20 protein-coding genes, 1 tRNA gene and 1 pseudogene are annotated in these 19093 nt (G+C 68.7%); 12 read left to right on the forward strand and 10 right to left on the reverse strand.

Annotation, left to right across the window (positions count from 1 at the left end; translation table 11 throughout):
• The first annotated feature begins 82 nt into the window (after positions 1–82).
• The gene (serB, locus tag FQ137_RS12765) at positions 83–1312 is read left to right on the forward strand and encodes a phosphoserine phosphatase SerB (protein WP_149292998.1); all 1230 of its coding nucleotides are present in this window, start codon (positions 83–85) and stop codon (positions 1310–1312) included.
• A gap of 119 nt (positions 1313–1431) precedes the next feature.
• Positions 1432–2076 (forward strand): aminoacyl-tRNA hydrolase, encoded by a 645-nt coding sequence (locus FQ137_RS12770; RefSeq protein ID WP_255584287.1) that lies wholly within the window; start codon positions 1432–1434, stop codon positions 2074–2076.
• 16 nt (positions 2077–2092) lie between these two features.
• On the opposite strand, the gene FQ137_RS12775 is transcribed toward FQ137_RS12770, so the two are convergent.
• A complete protein-coding gene (locus tag FQ137_RS12775; protein WP_149293000.1) occupies positions 2093–4201 on the reverse strand; it encodes an ATP-dependent DNA helicase in 2109 nt (702 codons plus the stop codon).
• Between the two features lie 59 nt (positions 4202–4260).
• Positions 4261–5610: a nicotinate phosphoribosyltransferase gene (locus FQ137_RS12780; protein WP_149293001.1), complete on the reverse strand. Its 1350-nt coding sequence runs from the start codon at positions 5608–5610 to the stop codon at positions 4261–4263.
• 52 nt (positions 5611–5662) lie between these two features.
• Between FQ137_RS12780 and clpS the strand changes: the two genes are divergently transcribed.
• The 7 genes from clpS (at position 5663) to FQ137_RS12815 (ending at position 10449) form a co-directional block, all read left to right on the forward strand.
• Positions 5663–6007, forward strand: a complete 345-nt coding sequence (gene clpS, locus FQ137_RS12785; protein ID WP_149293002.1) for an ATP-dependent Clp protease adapter ClpS — start codon at positions 5663–5665, stop codon at positions 6005–6007.
• 4 nt (positions 6008–6011) lie between these two features.
• A complete protein-coding gene (locus FQ137_RS12790) occupies positions 6012–6632 on the forward strand; it encodes a DUF2017 domain-containing protein (protein ID WP_149293003.1) in 621 nt (206 codons plus the stop codon).
• 10 nt (positions 6633–6642) lie between these two features.
• Positions 6643–7326, forward strand: a complete 684-nt coding sequence (locus FQ137_RS12795; RefSeq protein WP_149293004.1) for a rhomboid family intramembrane serine protease — start codon at positions 6643–6645, stop codon at positions 7324–7326.
• Entirely contained in the window at positions 7323–8162 is an 840-nt protein-coding gene (murI, locus tag FQ137_RS12800; RefSeq protein ID WP_149293005.1) for a glutamate racemase, read from the forward strand. Before FQ137_RS12795 ends, murI begins: the two co-directional genes overlap by 4 nt.
• Before the next feature lie 73 nt (positions 8163–8235).
• Positions 8236–9015, forward strand: a complete 780-nt coding sequence (locus FQ137_RS12805) for an MBL fold metallo-hydrolase (RefSeq protein WP_149293006.1) — start codon at positions 8236–8238, stop codon at positions 9013–9015.
• A 25-nt stretch (positions 9016–9040) separates the two neighbouring features.
• Entirely contained in the window at positions 9041–9826 is a 786-nt protein-coding gene (gene rph / locus FQ137_RS12810; protein ID WP_149293007.1) for a ribonuclease PH, read from the forward strand.
• A 2-nt stretch (positions 9827–9828) separates the two neighbouring features.
• Entirely contained in the window at positions 9829–10449 is a 621-nt protein-coding gene (locus FQ137_RS12815; protein WP_149293296.1) for a non-canonical purine NTP pyrophosphatase, read from the forward strand.
• A gap of 92 nt (positions 10450–10541) precedes the next feature.
• Here FQ137_RS12815 and FQ137_RS12820 read toward each other — a convergent pair whose 3' ends face one another.
• A complete protein-coding gene (locus FQ137_RS12820; RefSeq protein ID WP_149293008.1) occupies positions 10542–10916 on the reverse strand; it encodes a DUF3817 domain-containing protein in 375 nt (124 codons plus the stop codon).
• On the reverse strand, positions 10913–11461 hold the full coding sequence (locus FQ137_RS12825; RefSeq protein WP_149293009.1) for a hypothetical protein: 549 nt from the start codon (positions 11459–11461) through the stop codon (positions 10913–10915). The genes FQ137_RS12820 and FQ137_RS12825 overlap by 4 nt, the downstream gene beginning before the upstream one ends.
• A gap of 59 nt (positions 11462–11520) precedes the next feature.
• Here FQ137_RS12825 and FQ137_RS12830 point away from each other — a divergent pair.
• Positions 11521–11602: transfer RNA gene (locus tag FQ137_RS12830), tRNA-Leu, on the forward strand.
• Positions 11603–11649: 47 nt separating this feature from the next.
• Positions 11650–11820, forward strand: a pseudogene (locus FQ137_RS15405) (MFS transporter); the annotation flags it as partial.
• A gap of 115 nt (positions 11821–11935) precedes the next feature.
• Here the strand turns inward: FQ137_RS15405 and FQ137_RS12840 are convergent.
• From FQ137_RS12840 to FQ137_RS12865, 6 genes are all read right to left on the reverse strand, one after another.
• Positions 11936–12307: a RidA family protein gene (locus FQ137_RS12840; protein ID WP_149293010.1), complete on the reverse strand. Its 372-nt coding sequence runs from the start codon at positions 12305–12307 to the stop codon at positions 11936–11938.
• Between the two features lie 56 nt (positions 12308–12363).
• Complete coding sequence (locus FQ137_RS12845; RefSeq protein WP_149293011.1) at positions 12364–14865, reverse strand: excinuclease ABC subunit UvrA; 2502 nt, start codon at positions 14863–14865, stop codon at positions 12364–12366.
• A complete protein-coding gene (locus FQ137_RS12850; protein WP_149293012.1) occupies positions 14846–15409 on the reverse strand; it encodes a gluconokinase in 564 nt (187 codons plus the stop codon). Before FQ137_RS12850 ends, FQ137_RS12845 begins: the two co-directional genes overlap by 20 nt.
• Positions 15410–15423: 14 nt before the next feature.
• Positions 15424–16299 carry a maleylpyruvate isomerase family mycothiol-dependent enzyme gene (locus FQ137_RS12855; protein ID WP_149293013.1) on the reverse strand — a complete coding sequence of 292 codons (876 nt, stop codon included), beginning with the start codon at positions 16297–16299 and terminating at the stop codon, positions 15424–15426.
• Positions 16300–16412: 113 nt separating this feature from the next.
• On the reverse strand, positions 16413–16565 hold the full coding sequence (locus tag FQ137_RS12860; RefSeq protein WP_149293014.1) for a methionine/alanine import family NSS transporter small subunit: 153 nt from the start codon (positions 16563–16565) through the stop codon (positions 16413–16415).
• Between the two features lie 3 nt (positions 16566–16568).
• Positions 16569–18200 (reverse strand): sodium-dependent transporter, encoded by a 1632-nt coding sequence (locus FQ137_RS12865; RefSeq protein WP_149293015.1) that lies wholly within the window; start codon positions 18198–18200, stop codon positions 16569–16571.
• Between the two features lie 134 nt (positions 18201–18334).
• Here FQ137_RS12865 and FQ137_RS12870 point away from each other — a divergent pair, with 134 nt between their 5' ends.
• Positions 18335–18907, forward strand: a complete 573-nt coding sequence (locus FQ137_RS12870; RefSeq protein WP_149293016.1) for a hypothetical protein — start codon at positions 18335–18337, stop codon at positions 18905–18907.
• Positions 18908–19093: the final 186 nt, after the last annotated feature.

Consider the following 19093-nt stretch of genomic DNA (forward strand, 5'->3'; position numbering starts at 1 on the left):
GGCTCGTCCACCGGCGGGGTTTCCGCTTGTCAGCCCGAGTAAACACAGCATCGCCTTCCCCGATTACCTGTCAGGAGTACATGTGAGTACCACCGGAACCCCGGCCCTCCTCACCGTCACCGGGCCCGACCGCCCGGGCGTGACCGCGGGGGTCATGTCCGTCCTCGCGTCGCATCGCGCGGAACTGGTCGACGTGGAGCAGGTCGTCGTCAACGGACACCTGTCCCTGGGGCTCATGGTCAGGGTGGACGACAGCGCCGATGTCGTCACGGTCGTCCGCGAACTCACCGAGCAGGTCCATGACCTCGGGATGCAACTAGAGGTCCAGTTCGACGACATCGCCCCGGCGGCGCCGCCCTCCACACACGCAGTGGTGATACTCGGCAGTCCTGTCACGGCGTCCGCTTTCTCCGCGGTCGCCAGCTCACTGGCCTCCATCGGGGCGAACATCGACACGATCAGCGGGATCGCTGATTACCCGGTGACGGGCCTGGAACTGCACGTGTCCACCGCGGGCCGGGACGCGGCCGACGACTCGCTACTGCGCGAGACCCTCGCTCCTCTCTCTGATTCCCACGGTGTCGACATCTCGGTGGACCGGGCAGGACTCGGTCGCCGCTCCAAGCGACTCGTGGTGTTCGATGTGGACTCCACTCTCGTCCAGGGGGAGGTCATCGAGATGCTCGCCGCACACGCCGGTAAGGAGGACGAGGTCCGCGCCGTCACCGAGCGGGCCATGCGAGGTGAGATCGACTTCGCGCAATCCCTCCATGAGCGCGTGGCGACGTTGGCGGGCCTCCCGGCCACGGTGTTAGACGAGGTCGCATCGGACATCGTGCTCACCCCCGGTGCCCGTACGACCATTCGTACCCTCAAGCGATTGGGCATCCGCTGCGGCGTGGTCTCCGGAGGATTCATCCAGGTGATCTCGGGTCTCGTCGAGGAACTTGGTCTCGACTTCGCCCGCGCGAACACCCTCGAGATCGTGGACGGCACACTGACCGGCCGGGTGGTCGGCGAGGTGGTGGACCGCGAAGCCAAGGCTGCCTACCTCCGCGAGTTCGCCGACGAACTCGGTATCTCCCTCAGCCAAACCGTCGCAGTGGGCGACGGCGCGAACGATATCGACATGCTGACCACCGCTGGCCTAGGTATCGCGTTCTGCGCCAAGCCCGCGCTTCGCGAAGTGGCGGACGCGTCGCTGTCCAAACCGTTCCTCGACACCGTGTTGTTCGTGTTGGGGATCACCCGCGATGAGATCGAGGCCGCGGACACCGCCGCCGGCACGTACCGCCGCGTCCCGCTGACGTGAACGAGGCGCCCGAGGCGGGTGGTACGGCGTCCGGTGCGTCCCTCGACTGGTGTCACTCCCGGCTCCGGGCCGGTCCGGCCGGTGCGGAGAACCCGGACGACCGTTCGACCGTCCAGTCGATGCCGATCGTCCTTCACCTGCCCAAGGCGAACCCGCCGCCCCGGACCCCGCTCCTCGAGGCGGTGGCCGGCGCCGTCGCCGCGCTGTGCCTGGACGAGCGGGTCGCGCCGGGAGGGGAGTGGCACGAGCCATATGCCGCGTGGTTGGACGCCCGGATGCGCAAGATCGCCCGCCGAGCCCGTGGCGCCCAGTGGACGGCTGCCCTCGACGTCCCTGGAGTGACCGGGCACGTCGACGGGGCCATGGCAAGGGCGTTCGTCCCCGGTCCGGTCGACGAGGTAGACCCGCGGCTGGGCAAGCTGCAGATCGGCGGCACCGATCTCGAACTTGATGAGCCGGCCGCGCCACCTGCGGGGACGCCGGTGGTGTGGATCGACGGTGCGTTGGAGATGTCAACAGGCAAGGCTGCGGCTCAGGTCGGGCACGGGGTCATGCTGCTCATCGCGGCGATGGAGCGGGATCGTCTCGACCGCTGGCTCGACGAGGGGCTCCCGGTTGCCGTTCGCGTGGCGGATCCTGCTCGGTGGCGGATGCTGTCTGACGCTGTCGCCGCCCGAGCCCCAGGGGTCGCCGCGGTGGTGGACGCCGGTTACACCGAGGTGGCGCCGGGGTCACTCACTGTCATCGCGGCCGATGCGCGCTGACCGGTTGGCGGACCGCTCAGGCGTCGCGTAGGCGCTCGAGCGCGCCGATCACGACGTCGCGGTCAGTGGTCTGCCAGAAAGGGGGAAGGGAGGCGCGCAGGTAGCCGCCGTAGCGCGCGGTGACCAGGCGGGAGTCGAGCACCGCCACCACGCCGCGATCCTCAGTGCGTCGAAGCAGTCGCCCCACGCCCTGGGCGAGCAGGAGAGCGGCATGGTTACCCGCGACGGCGAGGAAACCGTTTCCACCGCGGGCCGCCACCGCACGCTGGCGCGCCGAGAGCAGCGGGTCGTCTGGACGGGGGAACGGGATCCGGTCGATCACGACCAGTGACAGGCTCCGCCCGGGGACGTCGACGCCCTGCCACAGTGAGAGGGTGCCGACGAGCGTCGTCTCCTCGTCGTCGGCGAACTTCGCGACGAGGTTCGCCGTCGAGTCCTCTCCTTGACAGAGGACGGGAGTGTCGAGCCGTTCGCGGAGTAGTTCGGCCGCAGCCTTCGCCGCCCGCATCGAAGAGAACAGTCCGAGTGTGCGGCCCCCAGCGGCGGTGATCAGATCAACCAGTTCGTCTTCGGCCGCGGGGGACGGGCCCTCCCGGCCGGGCGCGGGCAGGTGCGCCGCAACATAGAGGATGCCGTTGCGGCGGTAGTCGAACGGCGATCCGGCATCGAGGCCGGTCCACCTCAGTGCGTTCGCGTCGTCCTGGGATGGGGGCTCCAGTGCCACGGCAGTCGCGGTGTCGGGGCGTGCCGACGAGGCAGGGGGCAGACCCCAGGTGGCGGCGAGGCCGTCGAACTTCCCTCCCGTGGTGAGGGTGGCGGAGGTGAGTATCACCGTGGATTCGGCGAACAGTCGGGCGCGCAACAGCCCGGCGACGGACAGGGGAGCGACCCGTAGAATCCGCCCACGCCGCTCCTCGACGCTCATCCACACGATCTCCAAGCGTTCGGTGACCGGCCGTTCGAAAGAGGAGAGGATCCGGTCCGCGGCGTCTGCGATCTCGTCCAGGGCCGCAAGGGTCTTCTGGCGGTCGGATGCGCCCTGTGGATCCCCGGCGGCCTCACCGGGCTTAGGACCCGGGACGGCGCTGCGGCAGTTCTCGGCGGTGTGGCGGACGGCGGCGAGCGCGAGGTCGGCGCCTTCGGGCATAAGGTCCCATCGAGCCTCCGGGCATATCTCCAGAAGTGTCGCGAGGCCTTCCCCTGCGGCGACCATGCGGTCCGCCGTCTGCTGGTCGACGAGTTTCGCGGCCCGGCGAGCGGCCTGGATCACGGCCGCGCCGGTGAGTTCGGCTGTGGTGACGCCGGTGACTCTGTCGGCCAACTCGTGGGCCTCGTCGATGACCACCGCGTCGTGTTCGGGCAGCACGGAGACATCGGTCATGGCGTCGATCGCGAGCAATGCGTGATTGGTCACCACCACGTCGGCGCGACCGGCCTCCTGGCGCGCCCGTTCGGCGAAGCATTCGGTGAACTCAGGGCAAACCTGTCCCAGGCATTCCCTGCTCGTCACCGACACCTGTCGCCACGCCGCGTCCGAGACGCCGCGAGGCAGGTCGTCGCGGTCACCGGTGTCCGTTTCCTGGGCCCACTCGTGCAGTCGTGCGATTTCGCGGCCGAGCCTAGAACTTGGGCCCGTGTCGCGGGGTGAGGTCTCGCGCGGGGCGCGCGCGGCCGTGGACTCGCCCCCGAGGGGAAGGTCGAACAGTTCCTCGGTCTCGATCTCGTCGGGATCAGCCTCGTCGACCGGCCCGGTGCTCACCCGGTGCAGGCACAGGTAGTTTCCGCGACCCTTGAGGATCGCGTGCGAGGGGCTCACTCCGAGTTCCGGTCGAAGCGCCTTGGACAGGCGGGGGAGGTCGCGGTCGACCAATTGGTTCTGCAGTGCGATGGTCGCAGTGGAGACCACGACGGTATTGCCGGTGGCTACGGCGTGGCGCAACGCCGGGACCAGGTAGGCGAGAGATTTTCCGGTACCTGTGCCGGCCTGCACTGCCAGGTGTTCACCAGTCGACAACGCGTTGCCGACGGCCTCGGCCATCGTCACCTGACCCGTCCGTTCGCTGCCGCCCAGGCTCTCCACCGCGGTGGCGAGCAGGTCGGAGACTGGGGGAAGCGAGTCGGTCACGCCGATACCCTAGCGGCCCGTCCGGACAGCAGACCCGTCCGGACAGCAGCCCCGGCCGCTCAGCGTGCCGACGGGGGGATCACCCGCACGGGGATCGCCGGGTCCCCCTGGCTCAGGGCGAGCCCCTCCCACGGCAGCGACACCATCACCTCGGCGTGGTGGGTGCGCGACTGCTCGAGCGTCGGGATCGCGGGAGCGGTCTGCCCGCCCCGGATCAGCGGGATCATGAGGTCGCGCTGCTCGAGTCCGAAGTCCTCGGGAGCGTTTCCGGACCGGGGCAGCAGTACCTCTTCGACGGCGGTGCCCGACCGTCGATGGAGGCGGACCGCTCGCTTGGCCCCGGGGAGAGACTCCTTGTGGGCGGAGCGCTTGGCCACGGGGATCCCATCCACCTCGACGAGTTTGTAGACCATGCCTGCGGTCGGGGCGCCGGAACCGGTCACGAGGCGGGTGCCCACGCCGTATACGTCAACCGGCTCCGCGCGCAGCGCCGCGATCGAGTATTCATCGAGGTCGCCGGAAACCACGATCCGGGTGTTGTAGGCGCCCAGTGAATCCAGCTGGTCGCGGACCTGCCGGGCGAGCACGCCCAGGTCCCCCGAGTCGATGCGGACGCCGCCGAGTTCGGGCCCCGCCACCTCGATCGCCGTCGCCACGCCCTGGGTGATGTCATAGGTATCCACCAAGAGAGTGGTGTCCACGCCGAGGGTCCGCACCTGTGAGCGGAACGCGGCGGCTTCGTCGGTTCCTCCTGGTCCGGTGTGCAGCAGGATGAACGAGTGTGCGGACGTTCCGGCGGAGGGCACCCCGTGCCGGCGCGTCGCCTCGACATTGGAGGTGGAGGCGAATCCGGTCAGATAGGCGGCGCGGGCGGCGGCCACGGCCGCCTCCTCGTGCGTGCGACGGGAGCCCATCTCGATAATGGGACGTCCGCCGGAGGCCGAGGTCATCCGCGCGGCGGCCGAGGCGATCGCGCTGTCGTGGTTGAGAACGGACAAGACCAGGGTCTCGAGCACGACGCACTCGGCGAACCCACCCCGGATACTCAGGACGGGCGAACCCGGGAAAAACAGTTCACCTTCCCGGTAACCGTCGATGTCGCCCGTGAAGCGGAAGTCACGGAGCCACTCGGTCGTCCGCTCGTCGAGCGAGCCCGCCAGCGCCTCGATCTCCCCGTCGTCGAACCGGAAGTCCGCCACGCGCTCGAGGAGCCGCCCGGTGCCGGCGACCACCCCGTACCGGCGACCGGAGGGCAGTCGTCGCGTGAAGACTTCGAACACGCACGGCCGGTCGGCCGTGCCGTCCGCCAGGGCCGCCTGGACCATGGTGAGTTCGTATTTGTCGGTGAGGAGGGCAGTGGAGGGCCGCCCCGTGGGGGGCGTGACGAGTGAGGGTGTCGGCGAGGTCACGTCGCCGACTCTACGGCGTGGCCGACCCGGCGGGAATCCGTATCCTGGTCGTATGCACCCTGTGACGACACCGCTTGCGGCCGTCCGGAGCACCGCCCCGGTGATGGCGATGCCGTCGGCCGCGCCCGTGGAGTCTGCGGACGCGGATCTCGACGGCGGGGTGGACAACCCCTGGCTCACCGTGGTCTGGGACGATCCGGTGAACCTGATGAGCTATGTGACGTACGTGTTCCAGCGGGTATTCGGTTACAGCCGTGAGAAGGCGCACGACCTGATGCTCAAAGTCCACAACGACGGCCGGGCGGTGGTCTCATCTGGTAGTCGCGACAGAGTGGAGAACGACGTCCGCAAGCTGCAGGAGGCTGGACTGTGGGCCACGATGCAGCGGGAGGCATGAGACGGTGAAGGCCTGGCAGCGCAAGCCGTCCCTCGGAGGGCCGCGCATCAAGTCGGTTATGGAGAGTCACGAGGTGCAGATTCTGCACGCCTTGGTCTCCAATGTCGTCGACATGCTGGAACAGCGCCGGGATTCCGCGCCCCGCGATGAGCTCGCCGAACTCACCGGGATGCGCAGCGGTCACTCGCAGCTACCGGCCGAGGCGCCCCTGGCGCGGTTGTTGCCGGACTTCCACCGACCGGAGGCCGCCGACCGCGTGGACGGTTCCGACGCGGACCGGGCGGCCGTCGCACGGGCCCACAACTCGGGAATGCGCATGATCCACGAGCCGGCGATCATCGACGCCAAGCTCGACTGCGCGGGCGTGGTGTTGCGCTCGCTGCCGTCGCGCGGCGGGACCGTGTCGCTCACCCTCGAGCAGGCGAACTCCTGGATGAGATGTCTCAACGATGTCCGACTGGGGCTGGGGGCGGTTCTGCTGGAGGCCGGCTCGGTCGACGGCGTCCCCGCCACCGACATCCCCGAGTACGTCCCCGAGGACGACCCCCGGTCCGCTCAGCTGGACGTCTACCACTGGTTGACCTTCATGCAGGACTCCCTGTGCACGGCCCTGGACGGGCAGTGAGGAGCGCATCGTGACCCGAGACCGCAGGGCTCCATGGCAGGGAAGCGGCACCCGACCGGTGGACACGGGTCCGCGACGGTGGCCGGCCCTGGTGCTGCTGTGGGCGTTCGTCGCCGTGATGTGGGTGGTCGAGGCGGTGGACCAGGTGCTCATCGCGGCGGTTGGGCCCCAGCAGACCCTCGACGAGAACGGGGTCCGGCCGCTGTCGACGGACGGGCTGCTCGGCATCCTGTTCCAGCCGCTACTGCACGGAGACTGGGCGCACTTGATCGGTAACTCGATCGCGTTGCTCGTCCTCGGGTCGATCATCGCGTTGTCCGGTATCCGCCCCCTGGTCAGCGTCACGCTCATCTCGTGGCTGGCCTCGGGTGTGGTGTCCTGGCTCCTCGGCGGCGCCGGGACCGTCCACATAGGGGCGTCCGGCATCGTCTTCGGTTACATCTTCTACGTCATCGTCCGGGGCTTCTTCTCCAGGCGAATCCTGCACCTGGTGATCGGTCTGGTCATCGGCTTCTACTACGGGGTCGAGGCGCTTGCGGGTCTGTCGCCGATGTTGGACGGGGTGTCCTGGCAGGGCCATCTCGGTGGGGCTATCGGCGGTGTGGCCTCGGCGTACGGTCTGAAACGAGACCGGCAGTCGCAGCAGCAACTCGCGGCCGGTCAGCCGCGGTGGTCCACCGGGCCGCTCAGGTGACGCGTCCGGAGGCTGCGCGCGCGACGCGCCCGGATGCGCGGGCCCCCATCGGGGTGTTCGACTCGGGTGCCGGCGGCCTGACGGTGGCCCGGGCGATCGTGGACCAGTTGCCCGACGAGTCGGTGATCTACGTCGGTGACACGGCCAACGGACCGTACGGGCCGCTACCGTTGGCACAGGTCCGGGCGCACGCCCTGGCGGTGGCGGACCAGCTCGTCGATCGCGGCGTCAAGGCACTCGTGATCGCGTGCAATACGGCGTCAGCGGCGATGCTTCGGGATGCCCGCGAGCGCTACCCGGTTCCGGTCGTGGAGGTCATCCAGCCGGCCGCCCGCCGCGCGGTGGCCACCACCAGGTCAGGCCGGATCGGGGTCATCGCCACCCGCGCGACGGTGGCGTCGCGGGCGTATGACGATGCGGTGGCCGCGGCCGCCGGAGTCGAGTTGACGTCGGTGGCGTGTCCCAAGTTCGTGGATTTCGTCGAGCGCGGGATCACGAGTGGCCGGCAGGTGCTCGGGTTGGCGGAGGCGTATCTCTCCCCGATCCGCGACGCCGACGTGGACACCCTGGTGCTGGGCTGTACCCATTACCCGTTGCTGTCCGGGGTGGTGCAGTTGGCGGCCGGAGACCACGTCACGCTGGTTTCGAGCGCGGAGGAGACCGCCAAGGACGTCCTGCGGGTCCTCACCGCCGAGGACCTGCTCCGGCCGCACAACCCGGCAGAGCCAGCCACCCACGAGTACCTCGTCACCGGCGATCCCGAAGCCTTTCGCCGGGTGGCCTCGCGGTTCCTCGGGCCTGGCCTGGTGAGCGTTGGGCGGGCAGAGGCGTCCTGACGGCGCGTGACGTGCATCGCGGGTAGGGGCACGAACACCACGACGCGCGGCGCGGCGTGGCACGATGGTGCCCATGTTTCTGACTGTCCTCGGCTGCTCGGGAAGTATCGGCGGACCCTCCTCGCCGGCGTCCGGGTATCTGCTGGAAGTCGACGGTCTCGCCCCCGTGGTGATCGACATGGGTCCGGGTGTCCTCGGCGCGCTGCAGCGGCACGTGGCCCCCGAGGACGCGACGGTCCTGCTGTCCCATCTCCATGCCGACCACTGCCTCGACGTGCCGAGCCTGCTGGTACTGCGGCGCTTCGGCCCGGGTGCGAAGGGCGCTGGCCGAGTGCCGCTGGTCGGACCGTCCGGGACGGCGTACCGGATCGGCGTCGCGTCAGCGGAGGAGCCGGGCGTGGTCGATGATCTCTCCGACACCTTTGACGTGGCGACGTGGGACGCCACGCCCGAGGTGGAGATGAGAGGCGACGACGACGAGGTGGTCCTGCGCGTACGGGCCGACCGGGTGGAGCACCCACCGGAGTCGTACGGAATGCGCCTGACCTCCCGTACCGGCCGGATCCTGGCGTACAGCGGGGACACCGCCTATTGCGACGCCGTGGTCGAGCTCGCGGACGGGGCGGACGTCCTGCTCTGTGAGGCGTCCTGGACGCACGAGGAGGGACGGCCACCGGGCATTCACATGTCAGGGGCGGAGGCGGGCCTGACCGCACGTCGCGCCGGGGTGGGGCGTCTGGTGCTGACCCATATCCCCCCGTGGGTGGACCGTGCGGCGGTGCACGCCGAGGCGGCCGCGGAGTTCAGCGGGGAAGTCCTGCTGGCGGAGCCGGATCTGCGGATCACCGTTTAGCGTCCGGCAGCTAGGATCGGCGGTCGTGACCTCATCGAACATCAGCAGAGCAGACGGACGCGGCGACGCCGAGCTGCGTGACGTGACCATCACGCGGGGTTTCACCTCGCACCCGGCGGGCTCAATACTCGTCACCTTCGGGCAGACGCGCGTCATGTGTACGGCCAGCGTCACCGAGGGGGTGCCGCGATGGCGCAAGGGGTCGGGTCTGGGTTGGTTGACGGCGGAGTACGCGATGCTGCCGGCCGCGACCCATGAGCGTTCGGGCCGCGAGTCGGTCCGCGGCAAGGTGGGGGGACGGACCCACGAGATCAGTCGCCTGGTGGGCCGCTCTCTGCGTGCCTGCATCGACCTGTCGGCGCTGGGGGAGAACACCATCGCTCTGGACTGCGATGTGTTGCAGGCCGACGGTGGGACGCGGACCGCCGCGATCACCGGCGCGTACGTGGCGTTAGCGGATGCGATCACGTGGCTGCAGTCCAGCGGCGCGGTCACCGGTAACCCGCTCACGGCGGCGGTCGCCGCGGTGAGCGTCGGCGTCGTTGACGGCCGCGTGCTGTGCGACCTGCCCTACGAGGAGGATTCGCGGGCCGAGGTGGACATGAACGTCGTGTGCACTGACGGCGGCAAGCTGATCGAGGTCCAGGGCACCGCGGAGGGCGCCGCGTTCGGCCGCGACACCCTCGATGCGATGCTCGACTCGGCGCAGGCCGGGTGCGAGCGGCTGTTCGAGATGCAGCGCGAGGCCCTCGCGGCGCCGTATCCGGGCGAGTTGCCCTCGCCGCCGGCCGCGCGGAACCGGGGGCGGTGACCGTGCCGGTCCGCCTGTTGGTCGCGAGCCGCAATGCCAAAAAGCTAGCCGAATTGCGACGGGTTCTGGAATCCGAGGGGATCGTCGGTATCGAACCGGTGGGCCTCGACGAGGTCCCAGCGTTCGCTGAGGAGCCCGAGGACGGCGCGACCTTCGCTGACAACGCGCTGATCAAAGCGCGAGCCGGCGCACGAGCGACCGGACTTCCTTGTCTGGCCGACGATTCGGGCCTCGCGGTAGACGCACTGGGAGGAATGCCGGGGGTTCTTTCGGCGCGGTGGGCCGGTCGACATGGCGACGACGCGGCCAACAACGCGCTCCTGCTCGCCCAGATGGCGGATGTGCCCGAGGAACGCCGCGGGGCGGCGTTCGTCTCGGCGTGCGCACTGGTCGGCCCGGGCGTGCCAGATGAGGTCGTACAGGAGGGTCGCTGGCCGGGCCGCGTGCTGCGGGAGCCGCGCGGAGAAGGCGGGTTCGGGTACGACCCGCTGTTCCTGCCCGACGGCGGCGACCGATCAGCGGCCGAACTCAGCCCGCAGGAAAAGGATGCGGGCTCCCACCGCGGACGTGCATTGCGCGCGCTGGTGCCGGCGCTGCGGGTGCTCGCGGAGCGCGCAGACTAGAGCTCGCTGCCGGTCCGGGCCGCCCGCAGCGAGGATGCCCCCCATTAGGTCATCACCGGGGCAGGCCTGCCCCGCATCAGCTCACGGGTGGCTCAGATCGCGTACTCGGCGTGGACGTCGCGGGTCCGAATGTGCTCGAACCAGAACGAGAGGAACGGGATCGTCCCCGCCAGCGCGGTGAGCAGGGTCCGCGATGCGGGCCAGCGGGCCTTGATCGCGAGGTCGAGCGTCATGAACAAGTAGAGGATGTAGAACACGCCGTGGGCCTGCCCGATGTAGGTGAACCAGTCGGGTGCGTCGGACGAGTTCCCCAAGATCAGGTATTTGTAGACCATCTCCATCGTGAGCACGAGCAACCACAGACCGGTGATCCAGGCCAGCACGCGGTAGCGCTTGAGCGCGCCCGCAATCTTCCCACCGGGATCCGGCTTGCGGTTGTCTGTCTGCGGGGTGGTTGCGGCGGTCATGAAGCAGGTTTCTCCTGGTGAGTGCCGTTCGCCCGGTCCTTCCGGGCGAGTTCGGCGAGATATGAGTTGTAGGCGTCCAGTCCCTCGTCGCGGACCCCCTCGTCCTCGGCGGGGCGTCGGGTCGGCAGCAGGTCGGCGGGGATCTCCGTCACAGTCGGACCGCGGCGCCGGCCGGTTCGGCTCATCCCATCGGTTGGCGCGCCCGCGGAGGGGTGCTCGGGCTCGTCGTCGTAGTCGTCCTTGCCGGGCCCGCCGTCGACCGCAGAGTTCCGGTCGCCCTCGTCCGCCTCCATGCGCACGTACTTTAGGTACGCGTAAATGAGGAACCCGGCGAGGAACGGCCACATGAACGTGTAACCGAGGTTCTGGACGGTGCCACTGGCCTCCTGGTAGCGGGCGAGCTGCCACAGCCCCATGCCCATGCAGAAGATCGCCCCGAGCACGACGAACGCGATCCACCCCGGGCGGTGCTTGACCCTGGTCGGCACCGACTCCCCGGAAGCGGTAGCACCTCCGGTCGCGCGAGAACCCAGTGTGTCGGACACGCCTCCACGGTACCGCTGAACACACGGTAGGCTCATCTCGCCCGGCACCCCCGGGCGATGCGCCCGTGGCGGAATTGGCAGACGCGCTGGATTTAGGTTCCAGTGTCTACGGACGTGGGAGTTCAAGTCTCCCCGGGCGCACTCGTCGATCGCGCAGAAGTCGGCGCGCCTCGCGGTCGAATTCAGTGGTCGGGGAAGTACCCACCGCGGAGGCGGATATTTGTGCCGGATCGGGCGCCACCCAGTCCGACGCGCAGTGGGTGCTCTCCGGTTATGCACTGACATTCGGCATCGTGCTGGTCGCGGCCGGTCGCGCCGGCGATCTGTGGGGGCGCGGAGGCATCGTCATCATGGTGGTGATCTGCGCGCTCGGGGTCGCGGTCAATGTTCAGCGCGACCGGGTGAAAGCGGCACGGGTGGACGCTGTGGCGGCCTGATCGTTGCGCGTTCGGGGCCCGTCCGACTCCGCACGACCTAGCGCGGTTTGTGGGCGATCGCCTTGAGTTCCACCAATGTCTCGGGCATACCCAGCCTCTCCACGCCGACGGCTGTCCAGGTCGGACGCCCGTCGCCCTGGAACGCTGCCTTGGCAGCCATGAACTCTTCCATGTGCTGGGGATAGCCGGTGTGGTAGCTCATCAAGTCCACCAGGTCCTCGGGCGTGCATCCCGCGTCGTGGAGGACGCGGGCCAGCGACTCGAATGCCAGGCGGTACTGCTCCGCCGGGTCGGTGGGGGAGTTGCCGGACTCGTCCAGCCCGACCTGTCCGGAGAAATACACCAGATCTCCTGCTCGCCTGAAGTCGGAGTACTTGAACTGTTCGTTCCAGTCGCCATGTGATGCCATTGTTCTTCCTTTCGTTGGTGGCAGATCGTATTGTCCGGTCCTCGACGCGGGACTGGTTACCTGTCCCCGGCGAGCGCGGAAAGCCGCGTCGCCAGGTAGGGCGCGGTGGCGCTGTCCTCTGCCCGGGCCACGTCCTCCGGCGTGCCCGAGGCCACGACCAGCCCGCCGTCGTCGCCGCCCCCGGGCCCCAGGTCGATGACCCAGTCGGCGCTCACGATCGTGTTGAGATCGTGTTCGACCAGCACCACGGTGTTGCCGGCGTCCACGAGCCGGTGCAATTGGCGCACCAGAAGCGCTATGTCTGCCGGGTGCAGTCCCGCGGTGGGTTCGTCGAGCAGGTATAGCGTGTGGCCCCGGCGGGCCCGCTGCAGCTCGGTCGCAAGCTTGATCCGCTGGGCCTCGCCCCCGCTGAGCTCGGTGGCCGGTTGCCCGAGTCGCAGGTACCCCAGACCCACCTCGCGGAGCGCGGTCAGGCTGCGCTGTGCGGCGGGGATCTCGTTGAGGAAGTCGGCGGCCTCGTCCACAGAGAGCGCGAGGACGTCGGCGATCGTCCTGCCGCGATAGGTGATCTCGAGAGTCGCGGCGTTATAGCGGGCGCCATGGCAGGTCGGGCACGGCGCGTAGGTGCCGGGCAGGAACAGCAGCTCAACGGAGACGAACCCCTCGCCCTGGCAGGTCTCGCATCGCCCGTCCGCGACGTTGAAAGAAAAGCGTCCCGCCCCGTAACCGCGACGGCGGGCCTCGAGAGTGTCGGCGAACCGTTTCCGCACCGCGTCGAACAGCCCCGTGTACGTGGCCAGATTCGAGCGGGGCGTTCGGCCGATCGGGCGCTGGTCGACGCGGACGAGTCGGTCGAAGGAATCCAGGCCGTCGGTTTCGTCGACCTCGATGTCCGCCTCGTCGTCCTCCCTGTCGTCCTCCCGGTCGTCCGTCGTATCGGGCGTGTGACCGAGGTGCTGCCGGACGACCTCGGCGAGCACCTGGGTGACCAGTGTCGACTTTCCCGAGCCGGAGACCCCGGTCACGGCCGTCAGGACGCACAGCGGGATGTCGACCGACAGGCCCCGGAGGTTGTGTCGGGAGATCCCGCGCAGGTGCAGCCACCCGCGGGGAGTGCGCTGGTGGCGCTGGAGCGGCTCCGCGCGCCCGAAGAGGTGGTCTGAGGTTATCGACCCCGCCACGTGCTCGAGCCCGGCCACCGGTCCGGAGTAGAGCACCTGCCCGCCGTGCTCGCCGGCGCCGGGCCCGATGTCGACGATCCACTCGGCGCGGCGGACGAAGTCGAGGTCGTGCTCGACGACGAAAAGCGAGTTGCCCGAGCGCGTGAGTGCGTCCAGAACGTCCAGCAGCGGTTCGGCATCGGCCGGGTGCAAGCCCGCCGACGGTTCGTCGAGGACGTAGACGACCCCGAAGAGTCCCGAACGCAACTGTGTCGCGATCCGCAGGCGCTGCGCCTCCCCCGGGGACAGCGTCGTGGAGCTGCGCCCCAGCGAGAGATAGCCCAGGCCCAGGTCGAGAATGACCTCTGAGCGGGTGACGAGGTCAGTGCAGATCCGCACGGCGACCTCAGTGTCCTCACCCGAGTCGGCGGACGCGGTCGCCGCACCGGCCTCGGTGAGGTCGGCGACTGGGCGGAGGACTGCGACCAGTTCGCTGAATGGCAGGGAGTTGATTTCTGCGATGGTCAGGCCGCGGAAGGTGACCGCGAGCGAGTCCGCCTTCAGGCCGGTCCCGGAGCAGACCGAGCAGACCGTGGCGCGGACGAAGCGCATCGCCTTGTCCCTCATCATCTGGCTCTTCGATGTGGCCAGGACGTGGTTGACGTGCGTACGGGCACTCCGGAACAACCCGTAGTAGCCGTGATCGATTCGACCCGGCTCGGGCTCGACCAGGACCTTGGGTTGCTCGTCGGTGAACAGCAGCCACTCTCGGTCGCGGGCGGACAGGGTGTGCCAGGGCGCGTCGACATCGATTCCGAGGCCGGAGACGATGCTGCGCAGGTTGGCGCCCTGCCAGGCGCCCGGCCATGCGGCGATCGCACCCTCCCGGATACTCAACGACGTGTCGGGAACCATCAGGTCCTCACGGACGTCGTGTTCCCGCCCCAACCCCTGACAGCGGGGGCAGGCTCCGGCGGTGGTATTTGGCGAGAACGCCTCGGCCTCCAGTCGCGGCGCGCCCGGCGGATAGGTGCCAGCGCGTGAATACAACATCCGCATGAGGTTCGACAGAGTGGTGAGCGTGCCCACCGTGGACCGGGAGCTCGGGGCCCCGCGCTGCTGTTGAAGCGCTACCGCCGGGGGCAGCCCCGTGATCTCCTGCACATGCGGTACCCCCACCTGCTGCAACAGTCGCCGGGCGTAGGGCGCCACCGACTCGAAGTACCTGCGCTGCGCTTCGGCGTAGATGGTGCCGAAGGCGAGCGAGGACTTACCTGACCCGGAGACACCTGTGAAGGCGACCAGCGCGTCGCGGGGGACGTCGACGTCGACGTTTCGCAGGTTGTGCTCCGCCGCACCGCGGACACGGACATACGGGTCACCGGAGTTTGGGGTCACGTCCACTGTCTAGCTGCTCGTGGGGCGTCACACAATCGCCGATCGCCGCGACGACCTCGTCGGAGATCGCGGCAGCGGACCGCGCGATCGAACACACGATCCCGTTCTCGTCGTCGGCGAGCGGTTCCAGGGTGCGGAGTTGTGACTCCAGGATCCGTTGGGAGGCGAAGTGCCCGCGGCGCGCGGCGAGCCGGGCGGCGATGAGGTCCGGATCCGTACCGAGTTCGACGAAGAACACCGGACGATCCACGTCCCGGAGCACGTCGCGGTAGGCGTGGCGCAGCGCCGAACACGCGACGACGAGGCCCGGGCCGCCCGCCGCCGAACTGTCGCGCTCCCGCATCCGGTCGCGGACCGCCGCGAGCCAGGGCCTCCGGTCCTCGTCGGTGAGGGGTACTCCGGCGCTCAGCTTCCGTCTATTGGTGGGTGGGTGCAGGTCGTCGGCGTCGAGGACCGGCGCTCCAGTCCGCTCGGCTATCACACGCGCGACGGTCGATTTCCCGGCTCCGGAAACACCCATCACGACGATATGTGGTGCGGGCATGGGCGACGTCGGCGTCAGATGGTGAAGGTCAGCGATCCGAGGATGGCACGGCCGAGATCCTCGTCACCGCTGACCTCGACACCGTCGCCCGGCTCGGCGACGATCCGCCCGGTCGTCGCGCGGACGAAGGTCGGGGTGTCGAAAACCAATTCCACGGTGGCCGGCGCTGTGTCGTCGACGTCGGCGAGGGAAGCACGCCCGTCGACGACGACATCGGTGGCCAGGGGCAGATCAGTGTCGGTCTCGCCGGTGATGCGGAATCGGACCCGGGAGCCGTCCGGCGCGGCGGCCTTCTTCCCGACGATTCGGGGCAGGGCCCGCACGATTTCCGCGACTGCGAATCGTCCTGTGTCCCCGCCGAGGTGGTGTTGCATCCCGATGGCCTGCCTGATGTCGTCCTCGTGGACCCAGCAATCGAAGACTCGCACGCCCATGAAGGTGCGGTACGGGACGCGGCCGACGGGGGAGTCGGTCTCGGCCTCGAGGTCCGCCGCGGTCATCTCGGCGAGTTGCCGCGTGCGCTCGGCCACAGCCTCGCGGAAGTCCTCGAAGGCGTCCTCGATCGCCAGCGGTCGCGCCTCCTGAACGAATTTCTCGTTGAGTTCCCCGATGGGATTGCGCACGTATTCATGGGCCGAAGCGGGTAACTCGATGTCGGGCACCGATTCGCCCGCCAGCATGTGCTCCGTACCCGCGACGTGCGCGACCACATCGCGGACGGTCCATCCCGGCAGGGATGTAGGCGCCGTCCAGTCGTCCTTCTTCAGCCCGGCGAGGAGTTCGTCGAGCCGCTTCCACTGCTGGATGAGGTGGCGCACTTCGACGGGTGCTGTCCCGGCGGGCTCTGCGTTCGGGGCGTCGGTGGAGACATCGGGGCTCGTGGTGTCCATGGCTACACGCTACTGCCGTGGCGTGCCGCGCGGCCGGTAGTTGATCGTTCGACTCAACGATCGCGGCCCCGGCTCCTGCGAGGAGGAGCCGGGGCCGGTGAGCGTTCGTCTGGTCAGCCGCGGGGTGAGTCCGTGCGGGCCTCGCGGGCGGCGTTCTCCTCCGTCGTGTCGTCGGGGTGGCGGAGAAAGTGCCCGATGCTGAGGGCGAGTCCGCCCCAGATCACGAGCAGGAACAGCAGCATCATGATGATCGCTGGAGCGTCCACGGCTCAGCCCTCCTGGTTGGTGTCGGTGGTGGAAAGGGCATCCGAGCTCTCGCCGGAATTCCGGGTGAGCTCATCCTCGTAGAAAAAGTCGCTCGGGTCGTCGTCCCTTTCCGGGGGGCCGTCGAGGTGGCGGGCACCGCGCCACGGCAGCAGCGACAGGATCACCGACAGGACAAGGATCGCGGCGATCATGCCCCAGCCCCACACACCGAGGACGGCGGCGTCGTACCCCTCGTAGGGCTCCGAGATAAGGCTGCGGATCTCGCCGAACAGCGCGTATGCCAGTACCAGCGGGGTGATGACCGCCATGCAGACGATCCAGACCGGGCCGACCTTGAACGAGGAGACCGAGTTGAGGTGGTCGCGCAGGGTCGGGCCGAGGCGCATCGCGTACATCACGACGATGAGCGCGACCAGCGCGATTCCCACGATGCCGATGCTGTTGGCGAACTTGTCCATGATGTCGAGGTTCTGCAATCCGGTCTCGGTGGGCATGAGCAGGATCGACACAGCGGCCATAGGGCCGCCCACGGATAGCACGGCGGTGAGGCGCGAGACGCCTACCTTGTCCTGGAACGAGGAGATGACCACCTCCACGATGGAGATCATCGAGGTCAGTCCGGCCAGGATCAGGCAGAGGAAGAACACGACGCCCCAGACGGGCCCACCGGGCATCTGCGAGACCAGTGCGGGGAACGCGATGAAGGCCAGGCCAGGTCCGCCGCCGACGTCCTCCCAGCCGACGCCAGCCCCGGAGGAGACGAGGAAGCCGAGCGTGGCGAAGACGCCGATGCCAGCGAGGACCTCGAACGCGGAGTTGGAGAAGCCCACCACGAGCCCCGAGCTGGTGAGGTTGGACTTGCGCTTGAGGTAGGAGGAATAGGTGAGCATGATGCCGAAGCCCACCGAGAGGGAGAAGAAGATCTGGCCGTAGGCGGCGACCCAGACACCCGGATCGGTCAACACACCCCAGTCCGGCGTGAAGAAGTTGTTGAGCCCGTCCATCGCGCCCTCGAGGAACAGGGAGCGGATCACGAGGGCGATGAAGAGCACCACGAGGAGGGGGATGAAGACCAGCGCGGTACGGCCGATGCCCTTCTGCACGCCCGCGATGAGGATGCCGAGGGTGACGACCCAGACGACCACCAGGATGACGGTGATCATGGGCACGAAGTCGAGTGCGAAGCCGGAGCCGGCACGCAGGAAGTCCTCCGTGAAGAACGTCGCGGTCTCGTCATAGGTGGACCCCCAGCGCTCATCCAGTGAGAACCAGGCGTAACTCGCGGCCCAGGCGAGGATGACGGCGTAGTAGACGGCGATCACGAAGGAGACGAGGACCTGGATCCAGCCGATCGGCTCGGCGAAACGGTTCATCCTTCTGAAGCTGAGCGGAGCGGACCCTCGGAATCGGTGACCGATCGAATAGTCGAACAGCAGTAGCGGGATGCCTGCAGTGAGGAGCGCGACGAGATAGGGGATGAGGAACGCGCCGCCGCCGTTGTCATAGGCGACAAAGGGGAAGCGCCAGATGTTGCCCAGCCCGACGGCGGAGCCTATGGCGGCGAACACGAAGACGGAGCGACCCGAGAACGACTCGCGTCTCCTCGTGCCGCGCGTGACGGCGGGTGTGGACATGGGTTCCTCCTCAGTGGGGCCACGGAGAACTAGGGTGTAGACCCCTACTTCTAGCCGGACGGTTGCCGTTTGGTAACCAATTCGACGCAAGTCGGGTATCACGATCACGTGGCTCGTGGGATTAGGGTAAACCCATGAGGCGCTCAATTGGAGTCACGTCGGCGAGTCGGCTGATACTCGCCGCCGCGCTCGTGACGGTCACCGTGGGTGCGGCGTCTGTCGCGGCCGCGCCGACCGTCCCCTCGCCCGGTGGTGGGGCGGCCCCCTCGGCGGTGGCACGCATCGCGCCGGCGGCTCTCGATTCCGGTCCGTCGATGGCCCCGGCGATCCTTTCCCCGGCGGACGTCGTGCGGGAGACGGGGTCGTGGTTCGCGCACGGTTACACCCTCGATCTGCGGCAAAACGGCACCGGCACGTTCGCGGTGTGGTTCGGCGCAAACGACGGGAACAGGGTTCAGTTGCGGCTGATCCCGGCTCCGGGCGAGGCGACCGTCGCCGAGGTGGTGGCGATCGAGACAGTGGGCGGAGGGGCGATGTCGCCGGACGAGGTCCCCGGGATCGGCGGCCTCGTGACCGTGGCTATCGGGCAGCAGATACGTACCGCCCACGTCGAATGGTCGTCTGGTCCGCGTCGACTGTCGGTCGACCTGTGTCCCACCGAGGGGCTCAACGCGCAGGACATGGCGACGTTGCGGTGCGGGGCTTGACGGAGAAGCCCCGCGACACGCCGGAAAGAGGCTCAAAACCCCTGAGAGCGAGATAACGATCCGGTAACGGCGCGTTCTCGAAACCTGAGGCGCCCCTCACCTGTGGATATGAGGAGTGCATCATGTCTCAGGGTGACGCGGATCACTGGGGAGTGGGCGGCCCGGCCAACGTTTCGGTCGGTCGTA

This window comes from Dietzia sp. ANT_WB102 (assembly GCF_008369165.1).
Classification (GTDB): domain Bacteria; phylum Actinomycetota; class Actinomycetes; order Mycobacteriales; family Mycobacteriaceae; genus Dietzia.

Excerpts from the sequence above, each read along its gene's own strand:
- FQ137_RS12805 (WP_149293006.1), top strand. The coding sequence starts at position 8,236 with ATGTTTCTGACTGTCCTCGGCTGCTCGGGAAGTATCGGCGGACCCTCC.
- FQ137_RS12820 (WP_149293008.1), bottom strand. The coding sequence starts at position 10,916 with ATGACCGCCGCAACCACCCCGCAGACAGACAACCGCAAGCCGGATCCC.
- clpS (WP_149293002.1), top strand. The coding sequence starts at position 5,663 with ATGCACCCTGTGACGACACCGCTTGCGGCCGTCCGGAGCACCGCCCCG.
- FQ137_RS12865 (WP_149293015.1), bottom strand. The coding sequence starts at position 18,200 with ATGTCCACACCCGCCGTCACGCGCGGCACGAGGAGACGCGAGTCGTTC.
- FQ137_RS12850 (WP_149293012.1), bottom strand. The coding sequence starts at position 15,409 with ATGCCCGCACCACATATCGTCGTGATGGGTGTTTCCGGAGCCGGGAAA.
- FQ137_RS12770 (WP_255584287.1), top strand. The coding sequence starts at position 1,432 with ATGCCGATCGTCCTTCACCTGCCCAAGGCGAACCCGCCGCCCCGGACC.
- FQ137_RS12855 (WP_149293013.1), bottom strand. The coding sequence starts at position 16,299 with ATGGACACCACGAGCCCCGATGTCTCCACCGACGCCCCGAACGCAGAG.
- FQ137_RS12840 (WP_149293010.1), bottom strand. The coding sequence starts at position 12,307 with ATGGCATCACATGGCGACTGGAACGAACAGTTCAAGTACTCCGACTTC.
- FQ137_RS12870 (WP_149293016.1), top strand. The coding sequence starts at position 18,335 with ATGAGGCGCTCAATTGGAGTCACGTCGGCGAGTCGGCTGATACTCGCC.